The sequence below is a fragment of the Paenibacillus sp. FSL L8-0641 genome, from assembly GCF_038006265.1.
GTDB lineage: Bacteria > Bacillota > Bacilli > Paenibacillales > Paenibacillaceae > Paenibacillus > Paenibacillus polymyxa_D.
Map to the genome: position 1 here is coordinate 4,540,270 of NZ_JBBOUW010000001.1, position 25,575 is coordinate 4,565,844.

24 protein-coding genes and 1 riboswitch are annotated in these 25,575 nt (G+C 48.2%); of the genes, 13 read left to right on the forward strand and 11 right to left on the reverse strand.

Features of this window, described 5'->3' with window-relative positions:
- Positions 1–22: 22 nt before the first annotated feature.
- The gene (gene isdC / locus MKY16_RS20690) at positions 23–538 is read right to left on the reverse strand and encodes a heme uptake protein IsdC (RefSeq protein WP_340956828.1); all 516 of its coding nucleotides are present in this window, start codon (positions 536–538) and stop codon (positions 23–25) included.
- Between the two features lie 399 nt (positions 539–937).
- On the opposite strand from isdC, the gene MKY16_RS20695 reads away from it, so the two are divergent.
- From MKY16_RS20695 to isdG, 4 genes are read left to right on the forward strand one after another with little or no spacing between them, the layout of a single operon-like run.
- The gene (locus tag MKY16_RS20695; RefSeq protein ID WP_340956829.1) at positions 938–1,918 is read left to right on the forward strand and encodes an ABC transporter substrate-binding protein; all 981 of its coding nucleotides are present in this window, start codon (positions 938–940) and stop codon (positions 1,916–1,918) included.
- Positions 1,919–1,927: 9 nt separating this feature from the next.
- The gene (locus MKY16_RS20700; RefSeq protein ID WP_340956831.1) at positions 1,928–2,926 is read left to right on the forward strand and encodes a FecCD family ABC transporter permease; all 999 of its coding nucleotides are present in this window, start codon (positions 1,928–1,930) and stop codon (positions 2,924–2,926) included.
- Positions 2,923–3,714: an ABC transporter ATP-binding protein gene (locus tag MKY16_RS20705; protein ID WP_340956833.1), complete on the forward strand. Its 792-nt coding sequence runs from the start codon at positions 2,923–2,925 to the stop codon at positions 3,712–3,714. The genes MKY16_RS20700 and MKY16_RS20705 overlap by 4 nt, the downstream gene beginning before the upstream one ends.
- Before the next feature lies 1 nt (position 3,715).
- On the forward strand, positions 3,716–4,066 hold the full coding sequence (isdG, locus tag MKY16_RS20710) for a heme oxygenase (RefSeq protein ID WP_013311953.1): 351 nt from the start codon (positions 3,716–3,718) through the stop codon (positions 4,064–4,066).
- A 121-nt stretch (positions 4,067–4,187) separates the two neighbouring features.
- Here the strand turns inward: isdG and MKY16_RS20715 are convergent, their stop codons facing one another.
- The 4 genes from MKY16_RS20715 to MKY16_RS20725 all read right to left on the reverse strand — a co-directional run bounded on the left by MKY16_RS20715 (position 4,188) and on the right by MKY16_RS20725 (position 7,901).
- Positions 4,188–5,198: an MBL fold metallo-hydrolase gene (locus MKY16_RS20715; RefSeq protein WP_340956838.1), complete on the reverse strand. Its 1,011-nt coding sequence runs from the start codon at positions 5,196–5,198 to the stop codon at positions 4,188–4,190.
- A 211-nt stretch (positions 5,199–5,409) separates the two neighbouring features.
- Positions 5,410–5,520, reverse strand: a complete 111-nt coding sequence (gene cydS, locus MKY16_RS26165) for a cytochrome bd oxidase small subunit CydS (protein WP_007432143.1) — start codon at positions 5,518–5,520, stop codon at positions 5,410–5,412.
- A gap of 6 nt (positions 5,521–5,526) precedes the next feature.
- Entirely contained in the window at positions 5,527–6,558 is a 1,032-nt protein-coding gene (locus MKY16_RS20720; protein WP_165179345.1) for a cytochrome d ubiquinol oxidase subunit II, read from the reverse strand.
- Positions 6,555–7,901 (reverse strand): cytochrome ubiquinol oxidase subunit I, encoded by a 1,347-nt coding sequence (locus tag MKY16_RS20725; protein ID WP_340956842.1) that lies wholly within the window; start codon positions 7,899–7,901, stop codon positions 6,555–6,557. Before MKY16_RS20725 ends, MKY16_RS20720 begins: the two co-directional genes overlap by 4 nt.
- 351 nt (positions 7,902–8,252) lie before the next feature.
- Between MKY16_RS20725 and MKY16_RS20730 the strand changes: the two genes are divergently transcribed.
- The 4 genes from MKY16_RS20730 to MKY16_RS20745 all read left to right on the forward strand — a co-directional run bounded on the left by MKY16_RS20730 (position 8,253) and on the right by MKY16_RS20745 (position 13,485).
- The gene (locus tag MKY16_RS20730; RefSeq protein WP_340956843.1) at positions 8,253–8,807 is read left to right on the forward strand and encodes a MarR family winged helix-turn-helix transcriptional regulator; all 555 of its coding nucleotides are present in this window, start codon (positions 8,253–8,255) and stop codon (positions 8,805–8,807) included.
- Between the two features lie 90 nt (positions 8,808–8,897).
- On the forward strand, positions 8,898–10,136 hold the full coding sequence (locus MKY16_RS20735; RefSeq protein WP_340956845.1) for an MFS transporter: 1,239 nt from the start codon (positions 8,898–8,900) through the stop codon (positions 10,134–10,136).
- A gap of 290 nt (positions 10,137–10,426) precedes the next feature.
- Positions 10,427–11,560: a virulence factor gene (locus MKY16_RS20740; RefSeq protein WP_340956848.1), complete on the forward strand. Its 1,134-nt coding sequence runs from the start codon at positions 10,427–10,429 to the stop codon at positions 11,558–11,560.
- A gap of 121 nt (positions 11,561–11,681) precedes the next feature.
- A riboswitch (Lysine riboswitch) is annotated at positions 11,682–11,884 on the forward strand.
- A 134-nt stretch (positions 11,885–12,018) separates the two neighbouring features.
- Complete coding sequence (locus MKY16_RS20745; RefSeq protein ID WP_029519205.1) at positions 12,019–13,485, forward strand: amino acid permease; 1,467 nt, start codon at positions 12,019–12,021, stop codon at positions 13,483–13,485.
- A 130-nt stretch (positions 13,486–13,615) separates the two neighbouring features.
- On the opposite strand, the gene MKY16_RS20750 is transcribed toward MKY16_RS20745, so the two are convergent.
- Together MKY16_RS20750 and MKY16_RS20755 are read right to left on the reverse strand one after the other, a co-directional pair.
- The gene (locus tag MKY16_RS20750; RefSeq protein WP_029519207.1) at positions 13,616–14,992 is read right to left on the reverse strand and encodes an MFS transporter; all 1,377 of its coding nucleotides are present in this window, start codon (positions 14,990–14,992) and stop codon (positions 13,616–13,618) included.
- A gap of 46 nt (positions 14,993–15,038) precedes the next feature.
- Positions 15,039–16,166, reverse strand: coding sequence for a transglutaminase domain-containing protein (locus tag MKY16_RS20755; RefSeq protein WP_340956849.1), 1,128 nt, complete (start codon positions 16,164–16,166; stop codon positions 15,039–15,041).
- Between the two features lie 101 nt (positions 16,167–16,267).
- On the opposite strand from MKY16_RS20755, the gene MKY16_RS20760 reads away from it, so the two are divergent.
- Genes MKY16_RS20760 through MKY16_RS20770 form a run of 3 tightly spaced genes read left to right on the forward strand, consistent with a single transcriptional unit; the run spans position 16,268 to position 18,910 of the window.
- Positions 16,268–16,696 (forward strand): FeoA family protein, encoded by a 429-nt coding sequence (locus tag MKY16_RS20760; protein ID WP_239645267.1) that lies wholly within the window; start codon positions 16,268–16,270, stop codon positions 16,694–16,696.
- Positions 16,687–18,696 (forward strand): ferrous iron transport protein B, encoded by a 2,010-nt coding sequence (gene feoB / locus MKY16_RS20765; protein WP_340956851.1) that lies wholly within the window; start codon positions 16,687–16,689, stop codon positions 18,694–18,696. The genes MKY16_RS20760 and feoB overlap by 10 nt, the downstream gene beginning before the upstream one ends.
- 37 nt (positions 18,697–18,733) lie before the next feature.
- Positions 18,734–18,910 (forward strand): FeoB-associated Cys-rich membrane protein, encoded by a 177-nt coding sequence (locus MKY16_RS20770; protein ID WP_080658679.1) that lies wholly within the window; start codon positions 18,734–18,736, stop codon positions 18,908–18,910.
- Positions 18,911–18,996: 86 nt separating this feature from the next.
- Here the strand turns inward: MKY16_RS20770 and xylB are convergent, their stop codons facing one another.
- Together xylB and xylA are read right to left on the reverse strand one after the other, a co-directional pair.
- Positions 18,997–20,520 (reverse strand): xylulokinase, encoded by a 1,524-nt coding sequence (xylB, locus tag MKY16_RS20775; RefSeq protein WP_340956852.1) that lies wholly within the window; start codon positions 20,518–20,520, stop codon positions 18,997–18,999.
- A 58-nt stretch (positions 20,521–20,578) separates the two neighbouring features.
- Positions 20,579–21,895 carry a xylose isomerase gene (gene xylA / locus MKY16_RS20780; protein ID WP_039273722.1) on the reverse strand — a complete coding sequence of 439 codons (1,317 nt, stop codon included), beginning with the start codon at positions 21,893–21,895 and terminating at the stop codon, positions 20,579–20,581.
- A 134-nt stretch (positions 21,896–22,029) separates the two neighbouring features.
- On the opposite strand from xylA, the gene MKY16_RS20785 reads away from it, so the two are divergent.
- Positions 22,030–23,202, forward strand: a complete 1,173-nt coding sequence (locus MKY16_RS20785; protein ID WP_069012163.1) for an ROK family transcriptional regulator — start codon at positions 22,030–22,032, stop codon at positions 23,200–23,202.
- Between the two features lie 92 nt (positions 23,203–23,294).
- Here the strand turns inward: MKY16_RS20785 and MKY16_RS20790 are convergent, their stop codons facing one another.
- Complete coding sequence (locus tag MKY16_RS20790; RefSeq protein ID WP_069012164.1) at positions 23,295–23,525, reverse strand: glutaredoxin family protein; 231 nt, start codon at positions 23,523–23,525, stop codon at positions 23,295–23,297.
- Positions 23,526–23,583: 58 nt separating this feature from the next.
- Complete coding sequence (trxB, locus tag MKY16_RS20795; RefSeq protein ID WP_039273728.1) at positions 23,584–24,525, reverse strand: thioredoxin-disulfide reductase; 942 nt, start codon at positions 24,523–24,525, stop codon at positions 23,584–23,586.
- A gap of 281 nt (positions 24,526–24,806) precedes the next feature.
- On the opposite strand from trxB, the gene MKY16_RS20800 reads away from it, so the two are divergent.
- Entirely contained in the window at positions 24,807–25,538 is a 732-nt protein-coding gene (locus MKY16_RS20800; RefSeq protein WP_013311970.1) for a ZIP family metal transporter, read from the forward strand.
- The last annotated feature ends 37 nt before the right edge of the window (positions 25,539–25,575 follow it).

Genomic DNA, 25,575 nt, shown 5'->3' on the forward strand with positions numbered 1-25,575 from the left:
GAACGATAAAGATAGCTTGAATTTACATTTTGGAAGATTTAGTTGATTTTGCTGACTGGACGGCTGCTATTTTTTTGACGCTTTTGGAATCAAAAGCGAAGCGGATCGTATAGTCATGATCGTAGTTATACGCAGGGACAGTAACATGAATTTTAGAGATTAGCGGGCTATTCACACTTGTAATTGGAAATTGTACGGTGCGGGTATCGGTTTTGGCATCCTTATGGATGACCTTTGTATCGATGATTTTGCCTTTGTAATCTACTTTAAACCCAGTTGTCCATTCGCTATGATTCAGCTTAATTTGCATGGTCATTTGACCTTTTTTTACATATAACTTAGCTGGTTTTTCAAAATAATCATTAGCCATGGACACCGAATCATTTTCTGCCTTGAGAATATTGTATTTGAGCGTGTATGTACCATCCGCCAATTTTGGAGAAGCCGCAGCGGCTACTACAGATGACGAAGTTGGCCAAAAGCTCAGCACGCTCACCAGCAGAAACACAGCAATAATTGCAGAATACCCCTTCTTCATTTTGACAGCAGTCCCTCCCCACGAGAATATAAGTAATTGATTATCATTCTCAATTGATAATTAAAAAAAAAAGCTCTTTTTGAGCCGTATCGTCCCACCTTTCTATTCCAGAATTTCGCAAAATAAAGTAAACCCATCACCAATATATCTTACACTTTTCGAAAATGTCAATATGTATTTGCATGTACATAATCCCTTGATATATGCTATTTTTTAATAAAAATTTGTAGTTCCTTCTTCTATAATTCGAATGTAGTCCTTTTATTTTTAGTTCAAAATTTATTTAAAAATTTTCTTTTTTCAATTGACAATACCCAATGATATTCATTATCATTCTCTTATACATAATTGAAAATGATTATCATTATTATTTAACTTGAAAATTGCAGGAGGAATAACATGAAATCTTATGTGTTGTGGTCATCCGCAGCGCTTTTATTAGCAGTTACCGGATGTAGTAACGGTGCCTCGACCGCAGATCACAAACCAACCAGTGCATCCGTATCTACCACTTCTGGTACGACAAGCAGTGCAGCCATCCAAGTTACTGATTTTTCAAAACGGACATTGGCGTTTCAAAAGGTCCCTCAACATATCGTTGCGCTCAGCAATGGCGATCTGGATATTATATACGCATTGGGTGGAACTGCAGTAGGCAGACCCAACTCCAATGGACCTGCTGTCGTACCTGCTGCTGAGAACGTTCAGCAAATAGGCTCCACTCATGAAGTCGATTTGGAGAAAATTACGATGCTCAAACCGGATGTCGTGCTAGGCAATTATCCTATGAATGAAAAAGACATTCCAGCCATTGAAGGAGTGGGTTCACAGCTGCTGCTGACAGGAGCCAATTCAGTTCAGGATATACAGTCGCAAATTACGCTGTTCGGACAATTACTGCAAAAGCAGGCTCAGGCCGTAAAGCTGAACCAGCAAATTGACCAACAAGTAGCTAAGCTGCAAAAGGAAACCGCTTCTGCCTCCAAACCGAAGGTGTTGCTCGTCTACGGAGCCCCAGCCACGTACATGGCGGCACTGCCAAATTCACTAAGTGGAAACATTCTGGAAGCTGCGGGTGGCTCTAACATCGCCGCTGATTTTCCGGGCCTGCAAAATTTCCCGCAATATGCGCAGCTGAACACAGAACGTATCATACAGGCTGACCCTGACTACATCTTCATCATGACTCATGGCAATACGGAAGATGTTAAAGCCGCATTTATAAAAGAAATGCAGGAAAATGCAGCTTGGAACGGAATCCGAGCAGTCAAAAACAATCAGGTCGAGGTTTTACCTTCAGATCTGTTCGGTACGAATCCGGGCACACGTGTCACTAAAGCGCTGGACTTGATGCATCAAAAGCTGTATCCGGCGAAATAGGCGATGGAGATGAACAAACTACAGCGCGCCAGAAGACGCACCATCGCCTGGATTACCCTTCCGATTCTACTGCTGGCCGTCTCTGTGTACGGTCTGGCCTACGGTTCGGTGTCAATTCCACTTCAAGAAATCAATCAGATTTTGCTACATAATGATGAATCTACATATCGCACAATCCTGATGGATCTCCGGCTACCCAGAGTATTAGTAGGTTTACTGGTAGGAGCTTGTCTCGCAGCTTCCGGAGCACTTCTTCAAGGTGTCATGAAAAATCCATTGGCTGACCCTGGCATTATTGGTGTATCGGCTGGAGGTGGACTTGCCGCCGTCATTACGATGGTGATGCTTCCACAGCTCAGCTACCTTCTTCCGATAACCGCCTTTTTGGGAGCCTTTCTGAGCGCAATCGTCATTTATCTGCTGGCTTGGGACCGAGGGGCATCGCCTGTCAAAATTGTGCTCGCTGGCGTTGCGATCAACGCGCTGCTGGGCGCACTCACCAACGGCGTAATGGTCATGTATAGCGACCGCGTACAGGCCGTTCTTCCTTGGCTATCCGGCGGATTAAACGGAAGAAGCTGGCATCATCTAGAGTTCATGACGCCTTACGCCATCATTGGATTAATCGCCTCTTTCTTTGCGATTAAACCTGCTAATTTACTGCTGCTGGGCGACGATTCAGCACAGCTACTTGGTCAGCGAGTAGAGCTTCAACGTATGCTCATTATCCTGCTTTCTGCTCTGCTCGCCGGTACAGCGGTCAGTGTAGCCGGGCTAATCGGCTTTGTAGGGCTGGTCGTTCCCCATGTCATACGGCTGCTAATCGGGGAAGATTATCGTTTCCTCCTTCCCCTTTCCATTGTAGGCGGTGGAACGCTGGTTGTCCTGGCAGATACGGTGGCACGATCCTGGTTTGACCCGATTGAACTACCAGTAGGCATTTTGTTGGCCGTCATCGGGGCACCGTTCTTCTTAATCCTGCTCAAGAAACGGGGGAATTTCGGATGACAGCCATTCAGGGTGAGCATATCTCCTTACAACGTGGTTATTTCAAGCTGGTTGATGTGAATATCACCTTGCCCGCTGGTCAGCTCACCGCGATCGTCGGGCCGAACGGTTCAGGCAAGTCCACACTTTTGCGGATTATGACCCGGTTGCTTAAGCAGGATCAGGGTCAGGTTTCCGTACTGGGCAAACCCGTGCAGGAATACAAGCGGCGTGATTTTGCCCAGACGATTACAATGCTGCCGCAAATGAAAGATATGCTGCCGTTATTGACGGTCCGCGAGCTGGTCGCTTACGGAAGATCTCCTCATGCCAAAGGCTTGAGGGTACGCCATACCGGACAGGACCAGCAAATCGTGGACCATGTCATGACGATTACGGGCATCAAGCCCTATGCAGATCGAATGTTCCATACTCTATCAGGAGGTGAACAACAAAAAGCGCGAATTGCAATGGCCTTGGCCCAACAAACAGGTATTCTTTTGCTCGATGAACCGACCACTTTTCTGGATATCGCCCACCAATTTGAAGTTATGGATATGCTGCGGCGTATCCATCACGAGTCCGGCTTGACGATTGTTATGGTACTGCATGATTTGCAGCAAGCTGCGGCCTATTGTCATCATATGATCGCGCTTAAAAAGGGACGAATCGCCGTTGCCGGTGAACCCCGTGAGATTTTGACGTCTGCTTTTCTTCGTGACATTTATGAAATGAACGCTACCATCAAATTTGAGGATGGCTATCCGGTTATTATACCGACCATACCACATCATTCAGGAGGAATTTAATATGGTTATCGTTACAAATACATCTAAAATCACACCGGGCAATGCACATTTACTCATCGAAAGATTTAACAAAGAAGGAAAAGTTGAGAAAATGGAGGGCTTTCTCGGTCTGGAAGTACTGCTGACTGAAAACACGCAGGATTATGAGGAAGTAACAATCAGTACACGCTGGAAAGAAAAAGAGAACTTCCAAGGCTGGACGAAAAGCGAAGCATTCCGCGAATCCCATAGCCATCGTCAAATTCCGGACTATATTATTGAAAATAAAATCACGTTCTATGAAGTTAAAATCGTTCGTCATCCCATCGCCAACAGCGATTCCTCTTTGGCAAGTGATTCCGAAGCCGTTTAATCCTGCATTATAGCTAAAAACCAAACCAAGCGGCTCGGCAGGCAAAATTAATTGTCCGCCGAGCCGCTTGGTTTATCAGGATTTTTGCAAAATCCTCTTATATAAGATTATGTCGAATTCCTCAGATTGTAGTTGAGCAGCGACGTCCAATTTTCAGCGTCTCTCCGTGCCCAAGAACATGAATACGTTCCTTCGCAATACCCATACGGTCACGCTCCGCTTCGAGACGATCCAGCGCCTCTCTTGGCGTATCATCCGCCAGCTTGAAGGCCCCGTAGTGCATCGGAATCATTTGATCTGCGCCGCAATCTACAAACCCTTGCAATGCCTCCTCCGGTGTCACGTGCTGCGAGGTCATGAACCATTCCGGTTCATACGCGCCAATCGGCATAAAGGTCAGGTCAATGGCAAAGCGCTCGCCAATCTCCTTAAACCCACGAAAATATCCGGTGTCTCCCACAAAATACAACGTTGGTGCATCCTCTGAGTCTGCACTAGAATGAGGATTGGATTCCGTGACGGACGTGGCAGAGCCAATCACCTGCTGTTCACTTTGCAGAACGTATCCACCCCAATGCGAAGTATTGGTATCAAACGGTGTGCGTCGTGTCCAATGCTGGGCTGGAACAAATGTGAAGCGTACCCCTCCTACCGTAAAATACTCCCACCATTGCAGCTCATGACAGTTGCGAAAACCTTTGCGGATCATTTTCGCCTTTAACCCTGAGGGTACAAGCATCAGCGTATCTGCACGATATAATTTCCGCAACGATTCTAAATGTAAATGATCATAATGGGAATGAGACAGCAGAATGATGTCCAGTGGGGGTACATCCTGAATACGAATGCCGGGTGGAGCCAACCTTTTATCAAAAGCCATACGCTCTGCCCATACCGGATCGGTGACGATATTCAGCCCAAGATACTGGATGAAAAAGGTGGAATGTCCCACCCAGGTGGCTGTCGCCATCTCCCGATTGCTATGCAGAAACTCCAGCTCCGGGGGATGGTTTGGCACAACGAACGTATAATCCTTTATTTTGCTGCGTCGCTCCTGCCGCCATTGTCTGAATTGCTTGATGGTTTTATCGGTATTTACATGATCCATATTGTTAAAACGAACTTTGGGCATGATGCAGCTCCCTCCCTGATGAACCCGTTCTCCAAAAAATGCAGCGGTTCAATTTAACTATATATTGTCATTCGAGTGTGAACATAAAATGATGCAACATCCTGATATATGTAAAGTATAATTCAATCACGTCTGTAAAGGAAATTCTGCGATAATACAGCAAAAACAGACCTCCCGGATCAATCAGGAAGGCCTGTTCCACCTGTTGTTGTCAATCTTGTGGATTTTTAAAGCGTGCCGAATAAATAAACAAAAACACAATCGCCACGACAATAATGATAGGTGACTCATACATAATTGTAAAATGCTCGAAAGCAGCCACTCTAACTCACCCTTTCTTTCCTTCATGTCCGCGCACATATTTTGCATCGAACAGAAACAATCTTAATATCAGGATCAGCGAAGGGATCAGCACCAGCAGACCTGCAACAAACGCCGTAATCAACGCATACGCCATCGTAGAATTTGTAAAGCTGTCATACACATTAATGTAGGGATACAAAACATACGGGAGATGCGAGCGGCCGTAGCCATACCAGGCAAATGCAAATTGCAGCATCACCAATATGAACGAAACCCCTAGATGCCGCCGCTGCCATACCAGATAAACTGCTCCCGCAAAGCATATGAAGGATGCGACAAACATCCAGGCTATGTTCAGCATATTGGTAAAATGATCTGGATTTTGTTTGTTAATCTGAAAAAATGCGAGCAGACTCGCAACAATCGTTGGACCGCTCCAAAGCAGTGCATATCCTCGTACGATTTCAAAAGCGACCTTGTCTCCTGCCCTTTTGGCATAATAGGCCAAAAACATCGCCGAGATATACAGTACGCTTACCAACGCCAGAAAAATAACCGCCCACGTATAGGGATTACTTAATAGCTGCCCCCATTGCAGGTGCACACCTGTACTGTTCTCCACAATAATGCCGCCTTCCGATATAGCGAGGACCGTCGACAGTGCCGCCGGAATCAGCAACCCTGTCGCACCGTACAACGCCATGTAGACGATATTATTTGTACCGGAATGCCCATACGTATTGTATGCATAATACACTCCCCGGATCGCAAGAAGCACAATCGCAATACTGCCGGGAACGAGTAACGCCGTACCATAGTAATATGCCGCATCCGGGAAGAACCCGTTTAATCCCACCACAAAAAAGATGAGAAATACGTTTGTTACCTCCCACACCGGGGATAGATACCGTTGAATGATATTGTGGATTTTGTTCTGGTGGCCTGTCAACACACTGTAAAAGCTGAAAAACCCTGCACCAAAATCAATGGATGCCACAAGCAAATATCCGAATAGGAACGTCCACAAAATGGCGATACCTACAATTTCATAGCTCACTTGCCTTCAGCCCCTTCCAGGCCCAGCTGCCTGATCTCTTCCACCGCATCCTTATTGCGGAATAGCTTGCTGAGTACCTTAATGGCCGAGAAACACAACACCAGATACAAAATAACAAACAACACCAGCATCCACCCGACACTCGTAGAAGTGGTTGCTGCTTCGGACACCTTCATATATCCGCGTAAAATCCACGGCTGTCTACCGACCTCCGCAAACATCCATCCGAGCTCAATAGCTACCATCGCCATCGGCCCTACCAAAATGAGCGCCAACAGCAGCCATTTGGGGTATGGCTTGCGACCTGGCAGGCGCTTTCGGATCAGATACAGCAGTGGGATGACGAGGATCAGCACTCCTGTGGTGATCTTGAGGTCAAACATATAATGAATAGACAGCGGCGGACGCTCCTCGACCGGATAGTCATTTAATCCCTTAACCTCCGTACTGGGCAAATTACCAGCCAACACACTAAGTGCATAAGGCACTTTCAGGGCATATTTGATTTCACCGTTCTTATCCATGTATCCGCCATATACGAAGGGCGCGTGCGTCATCGTATCAAAATGCCATTCAGCGGCGGCCAGCTTCTCCGGCTGATATTTGGCCAGAAATTTACCGGATGCATCTCCAATCATCACTGTACTGATGGCAAACACAATGGTACAGGTGGCAGTGAGCTTCAGCGCCTTTTTAAAATAAGCGTGATTACGTCCCCGCAGCATACTGTAAGCAGCCAGTCCCATCAGCACCCCAGCGCTCAATGTATACGAGGAAGCCAGTACATGAGAAACTTTGGTCGGCGTAGCCGGATTTAGCATGGCCTCGATGGGATGAATATTTGTCATGACTCCATTTTTGAGTGTAAAGCCTTGAGGTTGGTTCATGAACGAGTTCACAGTCGTAATAAAAACCGCTGATGCAGATGAGGCAATCGCTACCGGGATGAGCAGCATCAGGTGAAAATATTTGCTTTTAAACCGATCCCAAGTATACAAATAGATGCCCAGGAATATAGCTTCGATGAAAAAAGCAAACGTCTCCAAAAACAGAGGCAGCGCAATCGCTTGTCCAGCCACCCGCATAAAGGTGGGCCAAAGCAAGCTGAGCTGCAGACCAATGGCGGTACCTGTAACGACACCCACGGCAACGGTAATGACAAACCCTCGCGCCCACCGTCGGGCCAGCAGTGTATAATGCGGATCACCAGTTCGCAGCCCGCGCCATTCTGCTAGTGCAATCATTAAGGGTACGCCGACGCCGATAGATGCAAATACGATATGAACAAACAGGGTAATTCCGGTCAGCATCCGGCTTAGTAATACAGGGTCCAGTGAAGACAAATGGGTTTCACTCCTTCATTTCACATTTTAAACATCGCGGATCACTCTGGATTACCAACTAAGGAGTCAAGCGAGCTATGCTTTTAATTACGGCATATAGCATAATGGCCGCAATTACTATACATACAATAATGAGCGTTCTTTCCTGCTTGCGGAACATAGGAACGCCTCCTTCACTTATCTATTGGCGCATTTTGGTAACCTATTCACAGTTTGGTTCATTCTGTCGAGTTTTAACCCTGCTTCTGCATTGAATGTAGCAGTATTTCTTTTTAGATATTGTTTTATGCATTTCAATACGCTATATTGATATATAGTTAGATAACCTAATTATATGAAAAGAGTGAATGTATGCCACCAAAGCAAAGTAAGCGGGACACCGTCCAGCAACCTCTTCCCCGTCTGGGTCCAGAACCTTATCTGGAGCTAATGGATCAAACTGCTCTTGCAGAAACGAATCGACAACTCGCCCGTATTGGTCTCTTCTTGCTATGGACGGGTGATAATACGCTCGACGCAATAGATTTGGATCTAGCTGCTTATGGCCTGACAGAGAGTAAGCTAGATTTATTGTTGCTGTTGACACTGCACCAATCTCAGGCCCAGATGAGCCCTTCAATGATTGCCGACCGTCTGGGAATTCGTCGTGCATCTGTGACATCTCTTCTGGACTGGACAGAGCAACGAGGCTGGATTATCAGAGAACATAATTCTTCAGATCGACGCAAAATTCATGTACGCATTACAGAGGCGGGTTCTCATCTTGTACAGCAAGTGCTCCCTGTTTTTTGGTCTTCCTGTGCTTCCCTAGCGAGTATTTTGGAGCCTGAGGAGCAGGTCGTTTTTTCGCAGATTATAGAGAAAATCCATCATCATATGGAAGGCAGACTGGGGGTGGGTAGATAAATTTTTTTAAACATATAATTAGGTTATCTAATATATCCAATTGTTCGTATTAACAAGTTGCTTACTTTATGATTAAGGAGTGTTTAATTGATGAGTAAATTACGAACCCATCATACCGTTATACAGAAAGGAAATGTTGCTCTCCCTTATGCATGGATGACTGTAATCCTATGTTGGTCAGCGGTTGTCGTCATGTCCAGCCTGTATGTGACGATCCCCTTGCTCCCTTTCTTTGCTAAAGTATTTGGAAAAACGCTTGCTGAAGCAGCCCTGCCGGGCAGTATCTTTTCCTTAGGCTTTGCGGCAGGATGTCTTGTTTATGGTGGATTGTCTGACCGCTTTGGACGAAAGCAAGTTATCGTCACCGGACTGCTTGCACTAACGATTATTTCTTTGTCCATCAGTTTAACCAGTCAGTATTCTGTATTGGTTATACTGCGCTTGCTTCAAGGTTTGGCTGCAGCCACCTTTTCCCCCGTTGCTCTTGCATACGCTGTCGATATGTTCCCGATCGAAAAACGGGTAACGGCTATCGGCTTTATCAGCACCGGTTTTCTAGTAGCAGGTATCGCTGGTCAGGTATTTAGTATTGTCATTAGCGAACAAATGGGGTGGAATACAGTATTTCGGATGCTAGGCATTTTGTATGCAATTACCTTCCTAATCGTCCTTTTTTTCCTACCTAAAACCCCCTCCCCTCAACGAGGTGTTCGCATTTGGGCAGCTTTCAGTCAGTTGGGTACCGTTCTGCGCTCGTATCCTTTATGGTTAAGCTACACGGTTGCTTTTGTTCTCCTGATGTCCTTTGTGAGCATGTATACGGTTTTGGGTAGCTATCTTGGCGGCCCTGAATTTGGCCTGAATAGCCGACAGATGCTTTATGTCAGATCCGCTGGTATCATCGGCATGCTCCTTTCACCATTCGCCGGAAAGCTAGCCCAGAAATACGGTGTGCACCTTATATTACGTACAGCTCTTATTCTTTCCATTCTGAGTTTGGCGCTGATGGGAATGACACACTCTCTTATGACTATCGTGGTGTTGAGTGTATGCTTTGTCAGCGGCATTGCCCTGAGTGTTCCTTCACTCATAGCAATCGTCGGCCAGCTCGGCGGTGCAGCGAGGGCTATAGCTGTCTCACTATATACCTTCATCCTGTTTGCCGGTACAAGTCTAGCTCCTATGCTCTCCATTCGTTTGATGGGGAATGGCGGCAATCAGATGACTACATTTATGCTGCTGGCGGCAGTTCTGTCTGTGGGATTTATCGCCTCCCTGCGCATTCGGATGCTACTTCCCATCGCCACCGCCCCCGGATTTCTAGAATAAGGCCTATGATTAGGGTAAAAATCCGGGGACCAAAGCGACCGCTACGCTTGTACAGCACCATTCCGCCTACTCCGTTTTCATGTTAATTTTCCGAGTTCGGCTTATATAGCATCCTGTTTTTATTAAAAAAACCTCCATATTCATCAGCCATGTTTATATGAATCATCGTGATATATGTCATTGCATTTTCCTGTGAAACGCGAACTTCTCTTTGGAGACATTCGCAGAATGAGTTACAATACAGATAAGCTATATATGGAGAACTTTTGAACAGGAGGCTGTACTGAGCTATGAAAATAACATCTATCGAGCCAACTCCCAGTCCGAACACCATGATGCTGCATCTGGATGAGCGACTGGAAGCGGGTATCCGCAGAACATATACACGAGACAATGAGCGTTCCGCTCCCCCATTTATCCGGCGCATGCTGGGCATTGAAGGGGTCAAAAGCGTGTTTCACACAACCGACTTCGTAGCCCTTGACCGCAAAGGGAATGCAGATTGGTCTACCATTCTGGGTCAAGTCCGAGATCAGCTAGGCGAGGAAGGCGCTGACGCCAATTGGGATTTGCCAGAGGAAACCTCTGGAGAAGCGTTTGGCGAGGCACAGGTTTTTGTGCAATTTTTTCGCGGCATTCCTATGCAAATTCGAGTCAAGGCAGGGCAGCAGGAGGAACGAATCTCCTTGTCCGACCGCTTTGTGCAAGCCGTTACCCGTGTAGCGAGCGCAACGCTGATTAAGGAACGCAAGCTGAGTGATTACGGCGTCCGCTATGGTGAACTGCCGGACATTGCACGTGAGGTTGAGCAGGAACTGGAGGCAGCCTTTCCACAAGAGCGGCTGGAGCAGATTATCCAACAAGCGATTGCCCACGGCGCAAACAACAGCGAATTCGTGGAGGAACGCCGCGAGTGGAGCGATGCCGAGCTGGAGCAGGCCCTGCAACACGAAGATTGGCGTACACGCTACGCTGCGCTGGATCGGCTGGACCCGACGCCCGAGCATTTGCCGCTTATTCGGCAAGCGCTGCATGACGACAAAATGCAGCTGCGGCGACTGGGCGTCGTCTATCTGGGCGATATTCGCTCACCGGAGGCGATGGAACTGCTAGCCGAGGCGCTGCGCGATCCTTCAGCGGCAGTACGCCGCACCGCAGGCGACACGTTGTCGGACATCGGCGATCCGGTCGCTACCAGTGCAATGATCGGAGCCCTGTCGGATAGCAGCAAGTTGGTGCGCTGGCGGGCGGCACGTTTTTTATACGAGGTGGGAACCGAGGATGCGCGTGATGCGTTGGAGAAGGCGGTCGATGATCCCGAATTCGAGGTCAGTCTACAGGCTAAAATGGCGCTGGAACGCATCGAATCAGGCGAACAAGCCGCGGGCACAGTTTGGCAGCAGATGGCCAAGCGGAACTCTTAATTTAAGATTCTACGAGTGATTTTCAAAAAATTGTCGATTGTCAGAAGATGTACAGGTACGATATACTGTAATTCGCTATACAATAAAATATCATGTCATACACCTCATCAACCCTGTTTTATGATGAGGTAGAGGTCGCGGATGTAATCGGTACACCGGAGGAGACGATAAGAGCCGTCTGAGATTCCAGTGGAAAGGTACACCCGCCGAAGTATGCGGAGCTGACTCTTTGTAAATACTCCGAATGCTGGGGCTGCTAACCGAAAGGAGCAGAACTGTCACACGCTGTCCTAACACAGACACGTGTGTTGAGCTATCTTGTTATAGAAGAAGGTATGGTGCGGAATGCATAGACAAAACCGCAGGCGTATTCCCTGCGGTTTTTTGATTTATATACTCCCCCTCCTTCTAGCTCTTGCCCTGACATGAAATACAATTTCATGAAGGAGTGTTTGAACGTGCAACACAGAGCAACATCTGACGGAACCTTGCGTAAAAGTCTCAAAGCCCGCCATATGACGATGATCGCCCTCGGCGGTTCTATCGGAACAGGTCTGTTCCTCGCCAGTGGAGGCGCAGTTGCCGAAGCTGGACCCGGTGGTGCCCTGCTGGCTTATGCAGCAGTTGGCCTCATGGTCTACTTCCTTATGACCAGCCTCGGTGAGTTGGCTACATTTATGCCTGAATCCGGCTCTTTTAACACCTATGCAGGTCGCTTCGTCGATCCGGCTTTTGGTTTCGCCATGGGCTGGAACTTCTGGTACAACTGGGCGGTGACGATTGCTGCCGAATTGGCAGCAGCGACCGTGCTGATCAAATACTGGTTCCCGGAAAGTCACTCTGCCTGGTGGAGTCTGTTATTCCTGGCCGTAATCTTCGCACTGAACGCGTTGACCGTCAAAGGCTACGGTGAGTCTGAATACTGGTTCGCCATGATTAAAATTGTGACTGTGGTCATCTTTTTGACTGTAGGTGTGCTGATGATCTTCGGCATTATGGGTGGTCCTGCGGTCGGCTTTGCCAACTTCACGGTAGGAGACGCCCCGTTCCATGGTGGATTCTTTGCTGTACTGGGTGTATTCATGGCAGCGGGCTTTTCCTTTCAGGGAACGGAGCTGATTGGGGTAGCCGCAGGAGAGAGCGAAAATCCGCGTGAAAATGTGCCGCGCGCCATCCGTCAAATCTTTTGGCGCATCCTGTTCTTTTATATTCTCGCAATTCTCGTGATTGGATTGATCATTCCGTACACCAATCCGAATCTGCTGCGGGGAGATATCAGTGATATCGGGGTCAGCCCGTTCACGCTCGTATTTGAAAAAGCAGGGCTTGCGATTGCTGCCTCTGTTATGAACGCCGTTATTTTGACTTCCGTATTGTCGGCAGGTAACTCGGGTATGTACGCGGCCACTCGGGTACTGTACGCTTTGGCACGAGAAGGTAAAGCCCCGCGTTTCCTCGGACGTATCAATAGACGCGGCATTCCTATGAACGCGCTGCTGATCACGACCGCTGTCGGTATGCTAGCCTTTCTCGCCTCCCTGTATGGAGACGGTGTAGTCTATAACTGGCTGCTGAATGCTTCTGGAATGTGCGGATTTATTACGTGGGTCGGAATTGCAGTCAGCCATTATCGTTTCCGCCGTGCCTTTAATGCACAGGGTCACAGTCTGAGTGAGCTTCCATACAAAGCCCGTTGGTTCCCATTTGGCCCGTTGTTCGCCTTCGCTCTGTGTATCATTGTCATTATCGGGCAAGGGGCGGATGCCTTCACCGGACAGGAGATTGACTGGAAAACGATGATCGCTACGTACATGAGTGTGCCGCTATTCCTTCTGCTGTGGCTCGGCTACAAATGGACCAAACGTACTAAAATCGTTCCATTAAAAGAATGTGATTTGAGCCCGGATGCTTCTTCGGATAAATAATAGAAGACATTAAAAAAAGCCCGTCTCCACATATCAGGGAGAACACGCTGGTAAACCTGGTCCAAGACTGTTTATCCGCATGTTCACCTGTATATGCCCGGAGACGGGCCTTTTCTTTTTCTTTTTTTGTTTATTTGGAAGAAGCAGCTACTTCAGCTGATAAAGACATAGATAAGGCACGACGACTAAAAATACCGTATATGACAGCAATCAGCGTCAACCCTGCTGAAAACAAGTACAAATTAACGATACCCAAATGATCTGCAATCCAGCCCATTAAAAGCAGCGAAATACAAAACGTTAGGCTTGTCAGCGTAGCCTGGGCGGACAGCACCTTAGGCAAATCATGTACAGACACACTCATTTGCATCATCGTACGGCGGGATACGACGGACATTTCCGCAGGTAGTCCCATCAACAGCACGATAAGCAGCGTTAGTGGCGGTAATGTGTTCAGTGCATACCAAGCTGTCAGCAGCCCATAACCTGCCATCCCCGCCAACATGGCGGGCAGCAGTCTGCGCTGCAAATACTTGACGCAGGCGAGGACCACGATACCGCCGCCAATCGCTCCTGCAAAATACGCTGCATTGATGTATCCCCACCATGCCTCACTTTTGTGCAAGACCTGCTGAGCGAAAGCAAGCGTGAACGCGCCTACCCAAACCGAACCCCCTAGAAGGTCAATCATATCCATAAAAATAAGAGCTTTCAGTCTGCGACTGGCTCCGATGAGGCTCCAGCCTTCACGAAGTATTTCCTTTTTACGCTTGGGAGGTAGTGTGGGGCTCTCAGATTCCGGGCCATATAGTGTATCTTCCAACTGTGCAGGAGGCAAGTCATGATGCCCTTGCCCGGGTTCAGTTAGAGCTTCGAAAACTGAGACATCTCCACCTCGCACCCTTGTTCCAGGTTGCAGCAAATAATGAGCTTTGCCCTCTAGTGGATCTCGAATCAGGCTGGTGAAGATCATGGCTATCATATATAATCCGCCAGCAACCAGTAGTGTTTTTTCCGAACCTAGCATGGCTACGAGCACACCACTAAGCCCCCACCCCGCTAATTGCACCGTCTGATCGCTGACCGATACCAGACTGTTTGCCCGCATAAGTCCTTCCCCGGACGCAAGGCGAGGAATCAGCGCATTACGCGCAGGCGTAGTCCATCCGTCCAGAAAGGACATGGCTGCCACCAACGTAAACACAATCACCCATATCGGCTCCGTGCCTGCTGACCACAAGTGGCCCAGCAGAACAGCAAAGAAAGCCAGTTGCCCGAACTGAGAAACGAATAAAATAAAAGGAAGCTGGAATCGGGCCAAAATGAGCGGTGCTAAAAAGCCGCTGATCATCTGTGCCCCCATTCGCAGCAACGGAACGAGCACCGAAGAGAAGATGGAGTCTGTTTCATGAAAAACCAAAGACACAAGTGCCATAATATAAAGAATGTCGGCCGCATTGGACATGGTCTGCGTGCCAAGCAAATAGGTAAAGGAACGCCTGTGCATATAAATAAAATACTCCTTTGTTAATGTAGCTTTTTACAGCAGATGATTAGGTCCATTTCAGGGTTACCCGAAGATTGCCGGTACTTCCAAGGTCCGTAATCTGATAAGAAATGGATTTTAAGCCGAGTTGATATAAGGACTGTAAATCCTCCTTGAGACTTCGCTCCGTTCCCTGATAGGCGAAGGTAAGTGTCGTCCCTCCCTTATTTGCAATCTTACGTACCTGTTCCTTAATGTCAGCAGATGATTTAACCAGACCCTTACCATCTTGCAGCGGATATTCGAGGGTATTGTACAGTTTTTGATACACAGCAGCCTTTGATCCTCCGGCAGCTACCAGTGCTGATAAGGTTTCCCGATACGATGTATTCGCCTGAGGATACGGTTTCACCCATGAGTGATCCCGCCGCATTTCGGTATCCGTCAGCAGATAATATGAAGTGCTTACTTCGTTCGCGCGATCTGGGGTTGGATCATCCCATGTCGTATCCATGTGATACCATCGACCATCTAATAAAACAAGATTCCATGCATGCAGCTGTCCCCCTGCTCTACCTTCCACAATCCGATTCGTAATGCCTGCACGTTCCAGCATTTTATAGGCCAGCAGTGAATAACCCTGACAGACCGTGCTTCCCGTTTTCAGGCCATCGTAGGCTGTGTACTTTTGCTGTGCTTCATCATACTTCAGGCGCACGACGATCCAATCATGGATGGCCTTCACCTTCTCATGATCCGTCATTCCCTTCATAATAATATCCCCCAGCACCGCTTTAACTGTGCTATCCACATAAGCTGTCTGTTCCTTCGTCTCCCGGTAGCTTAAACGAATCGTAACCTGAGCGGAGGTCGTTGTGCCTGTATAGCTGAATGCGTAGCTTTTGATCGTATAATTCACATACGGATCGCTCTCCATGGCCTGTTGGATGGCCGTCTGTAATTGCTGCTTGAGACCGTTCACTCGCCCTTGATATGTAAAGGTCAGCGTTTCACTCCGCGTAGCCATTGCCTGTAAAAGCTTGTTCTGAAGCTGCTGCGATGATACCGATGGAGCCGGCTTGATCGACGCCGCATACACATTGCTGCCCCACTCCACAGCCTGCGGCAGCAACACAGCCAGCGCTGCACCCGCAACCAGACATTTTACAAGCCTAACCCCGATTTTTCTGTTCATACAGAGCGTTCCTGCCCTTCTTAGCATAGTTATAAACAGCTCTATCTTACCATAAAAACAGTTGCCCCAAACGCTCTAGTTTTGTCGGTTGCAGACGAGTAATGGGACAGTTAAAAAGACAGGTTGCGACACACATACTCGGCGATATAACAGATGGGAGCAAGGGGCAAACATGTCGTTCGCAGCGAATTTTATCACAGCAATCTAAGTATCCTCATGATATGGTACTGGCATCGGAAGTAAATGATATTGATTCTCATTCTAGATCAGAAAGGCTGAACACCATGCCAGAATGTATTTCACTTCTTCGTACGCCACTAGGTCAGACTGTGCGTTTGCAATCCCTTGACCCTCTTCATCCCTCATTGCGCCGCCGCTTGACAGACATGGGCATCAACGAAGGTTCCATCATACGCTTAAAAAAAATCAGTTTATTGGGCGGCCCGATCGTCATTGAATGCAACGGCCAACTGGTCGGCCTCCGTCAAAATCAAGTGAAACAACTGGAGGTCGTTCCGACATGGACATGATCGCTCTATTTGGCAATCCCAATACAGGAAAAACCTCATTATTCAACAAGCTGACTCGTACGTATGCAGAAGTAGGGAACTGGTCCGGCGTCACCGTGGAAAAGAAAACAGGGCTCCTGCGTGACAAGTCTGCCGTATTGGTGGATTTGCCAGGTGCCTACTCTTTACTCCCTCTTTCGCTGGATGAAGGTGTTGCAACCCGATATTTGCTGGAAGAGCCGCCTGCGGCCCTGATCAATATCGTGGATGCCTCCCAGCTCCAGCGTAATCTGTATCTGACCGTACAACTACTGGAATATGGCCGTCCCCTTGTACTTGGCTTAAACATGACTGACGTAGCTGATGCCACGGGTCTTCGCGTAAACAAGGAATTGTTGGCTGAACAATTGAACGTTCCCATCATTCCTATGGTGGCACGCACAGGTAGTGGAAGTAAGCAAATGCTCGCATCTCTTCGAGAAGTAAGACATGCATCCAATACTTTTCAACTGGATTACGGCCCAGCCGTCGAAGCGGCTATTCATGATATTTGCAACTTACTGCCGAATGCATCTGTACCGCAACTCCGATGGGCCGCACTGCAATGTCTGGAAAACAATCCTGTCGTCATGGAATGGATGACAGATGAGGTGCAGCGTGAACAAGTAACTGCGCGTATTCGCCGTTGCGAAGAAGAGCTGCTCAGTGAAGGCTGTGCCATCACGCCTGCTCAGCATATTCGTTCTGTACGAACAGCATGGATTGCTGATCTGTGTACCAAGGCACTCGACACCTCCAAGCTCAAGCCGCACAGCCTAACGGATAGGCTAGATGCACTATTAACTCACCGGTATCTGGGGATTCCGATCTTTTTGCTGCTGATGTACGCTACCTTCAAGTTCACCTTCGATTGGGCGGGTACGATCCTTTCAGATATGCTGGATGGATTTTTTTCAGGTGCACTCAGCAGTTGGATTTCTGAATTACTCGTTCACTTGAACGCGTCTGCCTTTACGCAAAGTCTAGTCGTGGACGGCATCGTGGCTGGAGTCGGGGGTGTGCTTGTTTTTCTGCCTCAAATTGCTATTTTATTTCTGATTATCTCGGTGATCGAAGACTCCGGGTATATGGCACGGGTCACGATACTCATGGATCGTCTGATGCAAGCCGTGGGCTTGAACGGGAAAAGCTTCATTCCCTTCATCATCGGATTTGGCTGCAATGTCCCTGCGATTATGGCAGCACGCACCATTGAACAGCCCAGAGAGCGTCTCATTACCACGTTGCTGGTGCCCTTTATGTCGTGTTCGGCCCGCCTGCCGGTATATGCGTTGTTTGCGGGTGTGTTTTTCCCAACACATGCGGCAAGCATCATCATGCTGATGTATGTGTTAGGAATCGTCGTTTCACTTATACTTGCCAAAATTTTTTCCAAAGTATCCATTTTGTCGGGTGAGCCCTCCCTCTTCATCGTGGAACTTCCTCCCTATCGAGTGCCGCAGGCTCTTACACTATTCCGCAGCACATGGGAGAAGGTTAAAGGCTTCGTCCGTAAAGCCGGAACCATTATTCTTGCAGGCTCGGTTGGCATCTGGCTCTTGTCCAATTTCGGTCCGCAGGGCTTCGGGGTAGAAATGGATGACAGCCTGCTTGCCACCGTTGGAGGTTGGTTCGCTCCATTACTAGCCCCTCTCGGTTTTGGCACCTGGCAAGCAGGGGCTTCCCTGCTCACAGGCTTTATGGCCAAGGAAGTTGTCGTATCAACGATGAATATTATTTACCACGTTCCTGATATGCAGGGACTTGAACTACAAGTCAGACATGCCTTTACACCGCTTGCCTCTCTTAGCTTTATGGTGTTCATTCTGTTGTATGTTCCGTGTCTGGCTACGGTAGCGGTCATTCGTAAAGAAACCCTTTCGTGGCGTTGGACCGCATTTTCTGTGATCTATCCTTTGGCCGTTGCATATATCATTGCCGTCTTGATCTATCAATGCGGCAGATTATTAGGTTGGGGTTAAAGTCAGGCCCTATAGTAAATAAAAGGAAGTGAATTCCATGATCAATATCATCATTTTATTGGCGATCCTCGGTTATAGTGCGTGGGTGCTGGTACGATTTTTGCGAAAAAGCCGTCAAGGCGCCTGTGCGGGGTGTTCGTCGAGCAAGTCATGTCCGGGTTGTGCAGCCAGCTCTATGCATGAAGATTATGCGAAAATCAAGAAAAGTATTTAATTCCAACTCATCATCACATGAAAAGCGGCTTCGGGGGTTTCTTACACCCGAAGCCGTTTCTTATTTACGCTTAAAGCTCACCGTATTCAGCGATACACTGCCAAATGCTCATTTAGCTCTCGCGTGTGCAAGTAAACTTCACGATACAGCTCGTATAGACCTTCATACTGTGCCACACGGTCCGGGTTCGGCGAATATCTCGCTGCTTCATGCAGAAATGCTTCAGCACACGCTTGCAGAGATTCAAACCAGCCACTACCATAAGCAGCCAGCATGGCCGCCCCCAAGGCAGGTCCCTGCTCGCTTTCCAGCTTGATGATATCCGCGTTAAAAATATCTGCCTGCATTTGCAGCCATGCCTCATTACGCGCACCGCCGCCGATGGAAATCACTTCATTCACCGTTTTGCCCGTCCCTCTAAGAATATCTATAGATTCCTTGAGCGAAAACGTTATTCCTTCCAGTACCGCTCGTGTAAAATGCGCAAGCTTATGTCCCGCATCCATCCCGATAAAGCTGCCTCGAATGGTTGCATCTGGATGAGGTGTACGCTCGCCGACGATATAAGGCGTGAACAGCAGCCCTCGGCTGCCTGGCTCAATAGAGTTCACATCTGCCAATAGTGCATCAAAAGAATGCTCTGGTGCAAAGGTATCCTTAAACCAAGTCAAGCTGTATCCGGCCGCGAGCGTAACCCCCATAATATAATAAGCATCCTGCTCACTATGATTAAAAAAATGCGCCCGCCCCTGCACATCAATATCCTTGCGTTCCTCATAAGAAAGTACAACCCCTGAGGTGCCGATGCTGCATAGGGTGCGGCCTTCACTCAAAATGCCGGCACCAATCGCGCCACATGCGTTGTCCGCACCACCTGCAAAGACCTTCGTTTCAGGCGAAAGCCCGATCTGCTTCGCAATCTCCGGCAAGAGCGTACCCGTCTGATCAAAGGATTCCACCAGCGGCGGGAACAGCGACAACGGTAGATCAAACGCGGCAGCGATCTCTTCGCTCCACTGCTTGTTCGCAATATCCAGCAGCAGCGTGCCCGCCGCATCCGAATACTCCGTCGCCAGCTCTCCTGTCAGACAGTAGCGCACATAATCCTTGGGCAGCATAAAATGTGACGCACGGGCCAACACATCTGGCTCATGCTCCTGCACCCATAGCAGCTTGGGCAGCGTGAAGCCTTCCAGCGCGCGATTACGTGCGATGTTCAGCAGCTCCGACCCGAGCTGTTCTTCAATACGACGGCATTGTGCTGTTGTACGCGTGTCATTCCACAGAATAGCCGGACGAAGCACTTGGCCTTCCTTGTCAGTCAGCACAAGCCCGTGCATCTGTCCCGAAAAGCTAATACCGTCTACGGCATCTGTGCCGCCGATTCCGGCCTTCTCCACAAGCTGTTTCAGTGATGCTAACGTGCCACTGACCCAGTCCTCAGGATGCTGTTCGCTATATCCTGCCTTCGGCTGATGGAGCGGGTAAGACTGAGATGTTTCATAAGCCACCTGACCCTTGAGGTTAACCAGCACCGTTTTGACCGCGCTGGTACCCAAATCTACGCCGATGACATAGCGTTCCTGCTCCTGATTTAGCTTCTCCTGCATTGGAGTACCTCCTTCCCTGTTATCGTGCAGCTTCTATTACATATATAGAATTCTGGTATTAGTCAGCCAAAATGTATTGATTTAATGTTGCTTTCAGATATTCCTGGCGACCGGATACGTTTTTACGTGGTGTTTCGTTCGCCAGAGCATATTCAGCCAGAGAAGCAAGCGTTGCTTTTCCGGATACGATGTCTGCTCCAATACCTTCTTTAAAGCTGCTGTAGCGCTTCTCAATAAAGTCCTCAAACACACGATCCTCGATCAGTTTGGCAGCTACCTTCAACCCCTTCGCATACGTATCCATACCTGCGATGTGCGCGAGGAACAAGTCTTCTGGCTCAAACGATGCTCTGCGTACCTTGGCATCAAAGTTGATACCACCACGGCCCAAGCCTTCATTTTGCAGCACTTCATACATGGTCAGTGTGGCATCATACAGATCAACCGGGAATTCGTCCGTATCCCAGCCTAGCAGTAAATCTCCCTGATTTGCATCCAGTGATCCCAGCATGCCGTTAATCCGTGCTACACGTACTTCATGGTCAAAAGTATGACCCGCCAAAGTTGCATGATTAGCTTCCAGATTAAGCTTGAAATGCTGATCCAGATCATATTTTTGCAGGAAAGCAATCGTCGTCGCAGCATCAAAATCATACTGATGCTTCGTTGGCTCCTTCGGTTTTGGCTCAATCAGGAACTGAGCGTCAAAGCCAATTTCACGCGCATAGTCTACGGCCATATGGAACATACGTCCCAAATTGTCCTGCTCCAGCTTCAAATCCGTGTTCAGCAGTGTTTCGTAGCCTTCACGGCCTCCCCAGAAAACATAGTTATCTGCGCCCAGACGTTTGCCCACTTCCAGTCCTTTTTTAATCTGAGCAGCTGCGTGTGCGTATACATCTGCATTGCAAGTCGAGGCAGCACCATGCAAATAACGTGGATGGCTAAACATGTTCGCCGTGTTCCACAGCAGTTTTTTCCCCGTAGCTTTCATATGGTCCTCAATCAGATCCACGATGGTATCCAGATTGCTGTAAAATTCCTTTAATGACGCGCCTTCCGGTGCAATATCCACATCGTGGAAAGCGAAATAAGGTAAATTCAGCTTATCCAGCAGTTCAAAGGCAGCTTCCACACGTGCCTTCGCCAAATCCAGCCCGGTAAACTTGGACCATGGACGTTCCGCTGTTTCTACACCAAAAGGATCGGAGCCGCCTGCAACCAGTGTATGCCAGTAGGCCATGCTAAAACGTAAATGCTCCTCCATCGTTTTTCCCGCTACAATTTCCTGTGGATTATAAAATTTGAACGCAAAAGGATTGTCGGATTGCTTGCCCTCAAAGTTAATTTTAGATACCTGTTCGAAATAAGCCATTATAAGTTCCTCCTTTATAGTAAACGTTTACAAAAACGATTCTAGCACAGCCAAAAGACTTTGTCTATTGCTTAAACTAAGTTTGTTTTTATGATATAATATCAGGAATTACACCAACAGGAAGTGAATGAACCATGAATGTCACTGGCGATCAGGCGCTTGTCAAAAAGCTGAATAAATCCATTGTGCTGGAGCGTATTCGCCTTCATGCTCCGCTATCCCGGGCACAGTTATCCAGTCAAACTGGATTAAACAAGGCAACCGTTTCCAATCTGGTGGCAGAGCTCATTACCGATGGACTTGTGTATGAGACAGGATTAGGGGAATCCAGCGGCGGGCGTAAGCCTTTAATGCTGCTGTTCAATAGCCGTGCAGGCTTTGTACTCGGTATTGAGGTCAGCGTACAGTACATCAAAGGCGCTCTAACTGATCTGTCAGGTACCATTGAAACTGAGCTTACCCTTTCCCTAAATCAGCATGATCCCGCCTTTGTTATGGAACAGATTCGAAAGCTTGTTCAGGAGCTCATGCAGGCCACTCCTCCATCCCCTCATGGTATCGTCGGCATTGGGCTGGGGGTGCCGGGTATGGTGGATGAAACCGGAACCGTTTTGTTCGCACCCAATCTGGGCTGGGAAGAGGTTCCGCTGCGGCAGCAGCTTGAGGCCGAGCTAGGTCTGCCCGTCGTAGTGGATAACGAAGCTAACGTCGGCGCACAGGGCGAGTTGTACTATGGTATGGACGGCGATCACCGACAGCAGGTGCGGGATCTGGTCTACATCAGTGCAGGGTCCGGGATCGGGGCCGGGATTATCATTGATGGCAAACCGTATCAAGGAGCTTGGGGGTACGCCGGAGAGACGGGTCATATGACTATTGATTGGAACGGACGACTCTGCTCCTGCGGTAGTCGCGGCTGCTGGGAGCTCTATGCTTCAGAGAAGGCGTATGTAGCATCCACATTGAAACTACCTGCACATAATACAGCGGAATTACTGCCGTTTGCTCAGCAAGGTGAAGTAAGTACATTAAGCGTCCTTGATGATATTGGGCGATATTTGGGTGTGGGTATTACCAACATTGTGAACAGCCTCAACCCCGGAATGCTTATCATCGGCGGTCCACTGGCGGAAGCCAGACCTTGGTTGGAGCAAAGTATGCGTGATGTGATTGACGAACGTGCCCTGCCCTATCATCGTCGGCAACTACAGATTCGTTTCTCCACGCTTGGCAGCCGTTCGACGATGCTAGGTGCCGCCTATGCGGCAACCGCTCCTTTTCTCGGGCGAGTACGTGTGTCCTTATAAGTAAAAAGGCACCCATTGCAGTATTAGCTGCGATGGGTGCCTTTTCTTAACCATATAACGATCATAGGACCGTCGTCTGCTGTTAGGTTGGATTAAGCGTTCAACACTTTTTCAAACTTGGTTTTGTTCATACCGGAAATACGTTCTTCCCCGATCAGCGTCAATGGAACGGCACGAATACCCATATCCCAAACCTCTTGCGCATAAGCTTCATTCGTTTCGATGTTGCGTTCTTCGTACTCTACGCCTTTTTCACTCAAGTAGCTCTTTACTTGACGGCAATGCGGGCAGTTTGTAGATGTGTATACGATTGCTTTTTCCATGAATATCACCTCATCATTTATTTTGTTACATCATATTTATTCATATTTCCAAGAATCATTACAGAGCCAGTGCGCTGTGCTCCAGGCTTTCGATGTACTTCTCGCTGTCCATAGCGGCCATGCAGCCACTACCTGCTGCAGTAATCGCTTGTCTGTAACGTGTATCTTGTACGTCGCCACAAGCGAATACGCCAGGCACGTTTGTTTCGGAAGTACCCGGATTTACGACGATATAACCGTTCGCATCCGTTGTAATTTGCCCTTCGAGGAAGCCCGTATTCGGATGATGACCAATTGCCACGAATACGCCGCTAACTGTAATGATCTCCTCTTCGCCTGTTGCATTATTCAGCACTTTCAAGCCAGTGACTCCGTTCTCGTCCGCAATCACTTCTACAGGAGTACGATTAAGTGCCCATTCAATTTTGTTGTTCGCACGAGCACGATCCTGCATAATTTTGGAGGCGCGCATTTCTTCACGACGATGCACCAACGTTACCTTGGAGGCAAAACGAGTCAGGAAATTGGCTTCTTCCAATGCAGAGTCTCCGCCGCCGATGACAACAATTTCTTTGCCACGGAAAAAGAAGCCGTCGCATGTTGCGCAAGTGCTTACGCCACGTCCGATATTATCCTGTTCACCGGGAATACCCAGATATTTGGCAGTCGCCCCTGTGGAAATAATCAGCGTATCAGTAACCAGTTCACCCAAACCTTCTACATCTAATGTAAATGGACGAGCAGTTGTATCTACTTTATTTACCCAGCCTGTGCGGAATTCAGCGCCAAAACGCTCCGCTTGCTTACGCATATTATCCATCAAATCGGGTCCCATGATTCCTTCAGGAAAGCCTGGGAAATTTTCGACTTCTGTAGTCGTGGTTAATTGTCCGCCTGGCTGTGGTCCTTCGATCACCAGTGGGTTCATATTGGCACGTGCCAGATAAATTGCAGCGGTCAAACCGGCAGGACCGGTACCTATAATAATGGACTTGTACATATCTTGGTTCCTCCTAAAATATCATAAGTATTATATAACGAGTTTTCGGAACCGGGCGCTGGGCAGCTGCATATACTCTAAAAGTAATTCCACCAGAAGCTTATCCCAAAATGTGGACACCCGGATATTGCAAAAACGAATCACTTGTTTTGTAGCTTCTTATGACTTAGACTGATTCTAAATCCTAATTTCATTATGCGGAAATAGCTGTAAACAGTCAAATGAAGTTTTCATGAAGCGAAGCTTAAAGATAAATCAGGTATGGAGGGATTATCCCGATTATGAATGACGTTTTTGTAGGTAGCTTTATTTCTGCCCTGTCCACTGGGCTCGGCGCCGTGCCCATACTGTTTATGCGCAATATCACACATCGGCTTCGCGATGTTCTGTTGGCTTATGCCGCAGGAATTATGACCTCTGCCTCCGTGTATAACCTCATTCCCGAAGCGATCCAGCATTCCAATTGGTTCGTGCTGACTGCGGGAATTCTGCTCGGCTGCCTCGTATTACTGGTGATGGAGATGTACATTCCCCATGCGGATTTGGAGGACCCAGATTCCAAGACCTTTCAACTGGAATCCAAATCTTTTCTCATCATCGCAGCTATTACATTGCACAATTTACCGGAAGGACTCTCTGTTGGGGTCAGCTATGCGAGTGAGACTCACAATCTCGGCAATCTGATCGCCTTCTCTATCGGCCTGCAAAATGCCCCGGAAGGCTTTATCGTAGCGTTGTTCCTTGTGAATCAAAACATCGGCCGTTTCAAGGCCTTGGGCATTGCTACCCTCACCGGAGCTGTGGAAATCATTACGAGTCTGATCGGCTTTTATTTGAGTAGCTGGGTGAACGGACTGGTACCTTACGGCCTTGCTTTTGCCGCCGGAGCCATGATGTTTATCGTCTACAAGGAACTGATTCCCGAGAGTCACGGGGATGGCAACCAGCGGATCGCCACATTCTCTTTTATTCTCGGCTTAATTACGATGATTGGGCTAACCGAATGGCTATAGCCGAGCAACACAAAAAGGCTGCTTATCTGCCTGTAAT

Excerpts from the sequence above, each read along its gene's own strand:
- MKY16_RS20755 (WP_340956849.1), bottom strand. The coding sequence starts at position 16,166 with ATGAACAGAAAAATCGGGGTTAGGCTTGTAAAATGTCTGGTTGCGGGT.
- MKY16_RS20730 (WP_340956843.1), top strand. The coding sequence starts at position 8,253 with ATGCCACCAAAGCAAAGTAAGCGGGACACCGTCCAGCAACCTCTTCCC.
- MKY16_RS20750 (WP_029519207.1), bottom strand. The coding sequence starts at position 14,992 with ATGCACAGGCGTTCCTTTACCTATTTGCTTGGCACGCAGACCATGTCC.
- trxB (WP_039273728.1), bottom strand. The coding sequence starts at position 24,525 with ATGTACAAGTCCATTATTATAGGTACCGGTCCTGCCGGTTTGACCGCT.
- isdC (WP_340956828.1), bottom strand. The coding sequence starts at position 538 with ATGAAGAAGGGGTATTCTGCAATTATTGCTGTGTTTCTGCTGGTGAGC.
- MKY16_RS20735 (WP_340956845.1), top strand. The coding sequence starts at position 8,898 with ATGAGTAAATTACGAACCCATCATACCGTTATACAGAAAGGAAATGTT.
- MKY16_RS20785 (WP_069012163.1), top strand. The coding sequence starts at position 22,030 with ATGAATGTCACTGGCGATCAGGCGCTTGTCAAAAAGCTGAATAAATCC.
- xylB (WP_340956852.1), bottom strand. The coding sequence starts at position 20,520 with ATGCAGGAGAAGCTAAATCAGGAGCAGGAACGCTATGTCATCGGCGTA.
- MKY16_RS20695 (WP_340956829.1), top strand. The coding sequence starts at position 938 with ATGAAATCTTATGTGTTGTGGTCATCCGCAGCGCTTTTATTAGCAGTT.
- MKY16_RS20800 (WP_013311970.1), top strand. The coding sequence starts at position 24,807 with ATGAATGACGTTTTTGTAGGTAGCTTTATTTCTGCCCTGTCCACTGGG.
- MKY16_RS20740 (WP_340956848.1), top strand. The coding sequence starts at position 10,427 with ATGAAAATAACATCTATCGAGCCAACTCCCAGTCCGAACACCATGATG.
- MKY16_RS20790 (WP_069012164.1), bottom strand. The coding sequence starts at position 23,525 with ATGGAAAAAGCAATCGTATACACATCTACAAACTGCCCGCATTGCCGT.
- MKY16_RS20760 (WP_239645267.1), top strand. The coding sequence starts at position 16,268 with ATGGGACAGTTAAAAAGACAGGTTGCGACACACATACTCGGCGATATA.
- xylA (WP_039273722.1), bottom strand. The coding sequence starts at position 21,895 with ATGGCTTATTTCGAACAGGTATCTAAAATTAACTTTGAGGGCAAGCAA.
- MKY16_RS20705 (WP_340956833.1), top strand. The coding sequence starts at position 2,923 with ATGACAGCCATTCAGGGTGAGCATATCTCCTTACAACGTGGTTATTTC.
- feoB (WP_340956851.1), top strand. The coding sequence starts at position 16,687 with ATGGACATGATCGCTCTATTTGGCAATCCCAATACAGGAAAAACCTCA.
- MKY16_RS20770 (WP_080658679.1), top strand. The coding sequence starts at position 18,734 with ATGATCAATATCATCATTTTATTGGCGATCCTCGGTTATAGTGCGTGG.
- isdG (WP_013311953.1), top strand. The coding sequence starts at position 3,716 with ATGGTTATCGTTACAAATACATCTAAAATCACACCGGGCAATGCACAT.
- MKY16_RS20700 (WP_340956831.1), top strand. The coding sequence starts at position 1,928 with ATGAACAAACTACAGCGCGCCAGAAGACGCACCATCGCCTGGATTACC.
- MKY16_RS20715 (WP_340956838.1), bottom strand. The coding sequence starts at position 5,198 with ATGCCCAAAGTTCGTTTTAACAATATGGATCATGTAAATACCGATAAA.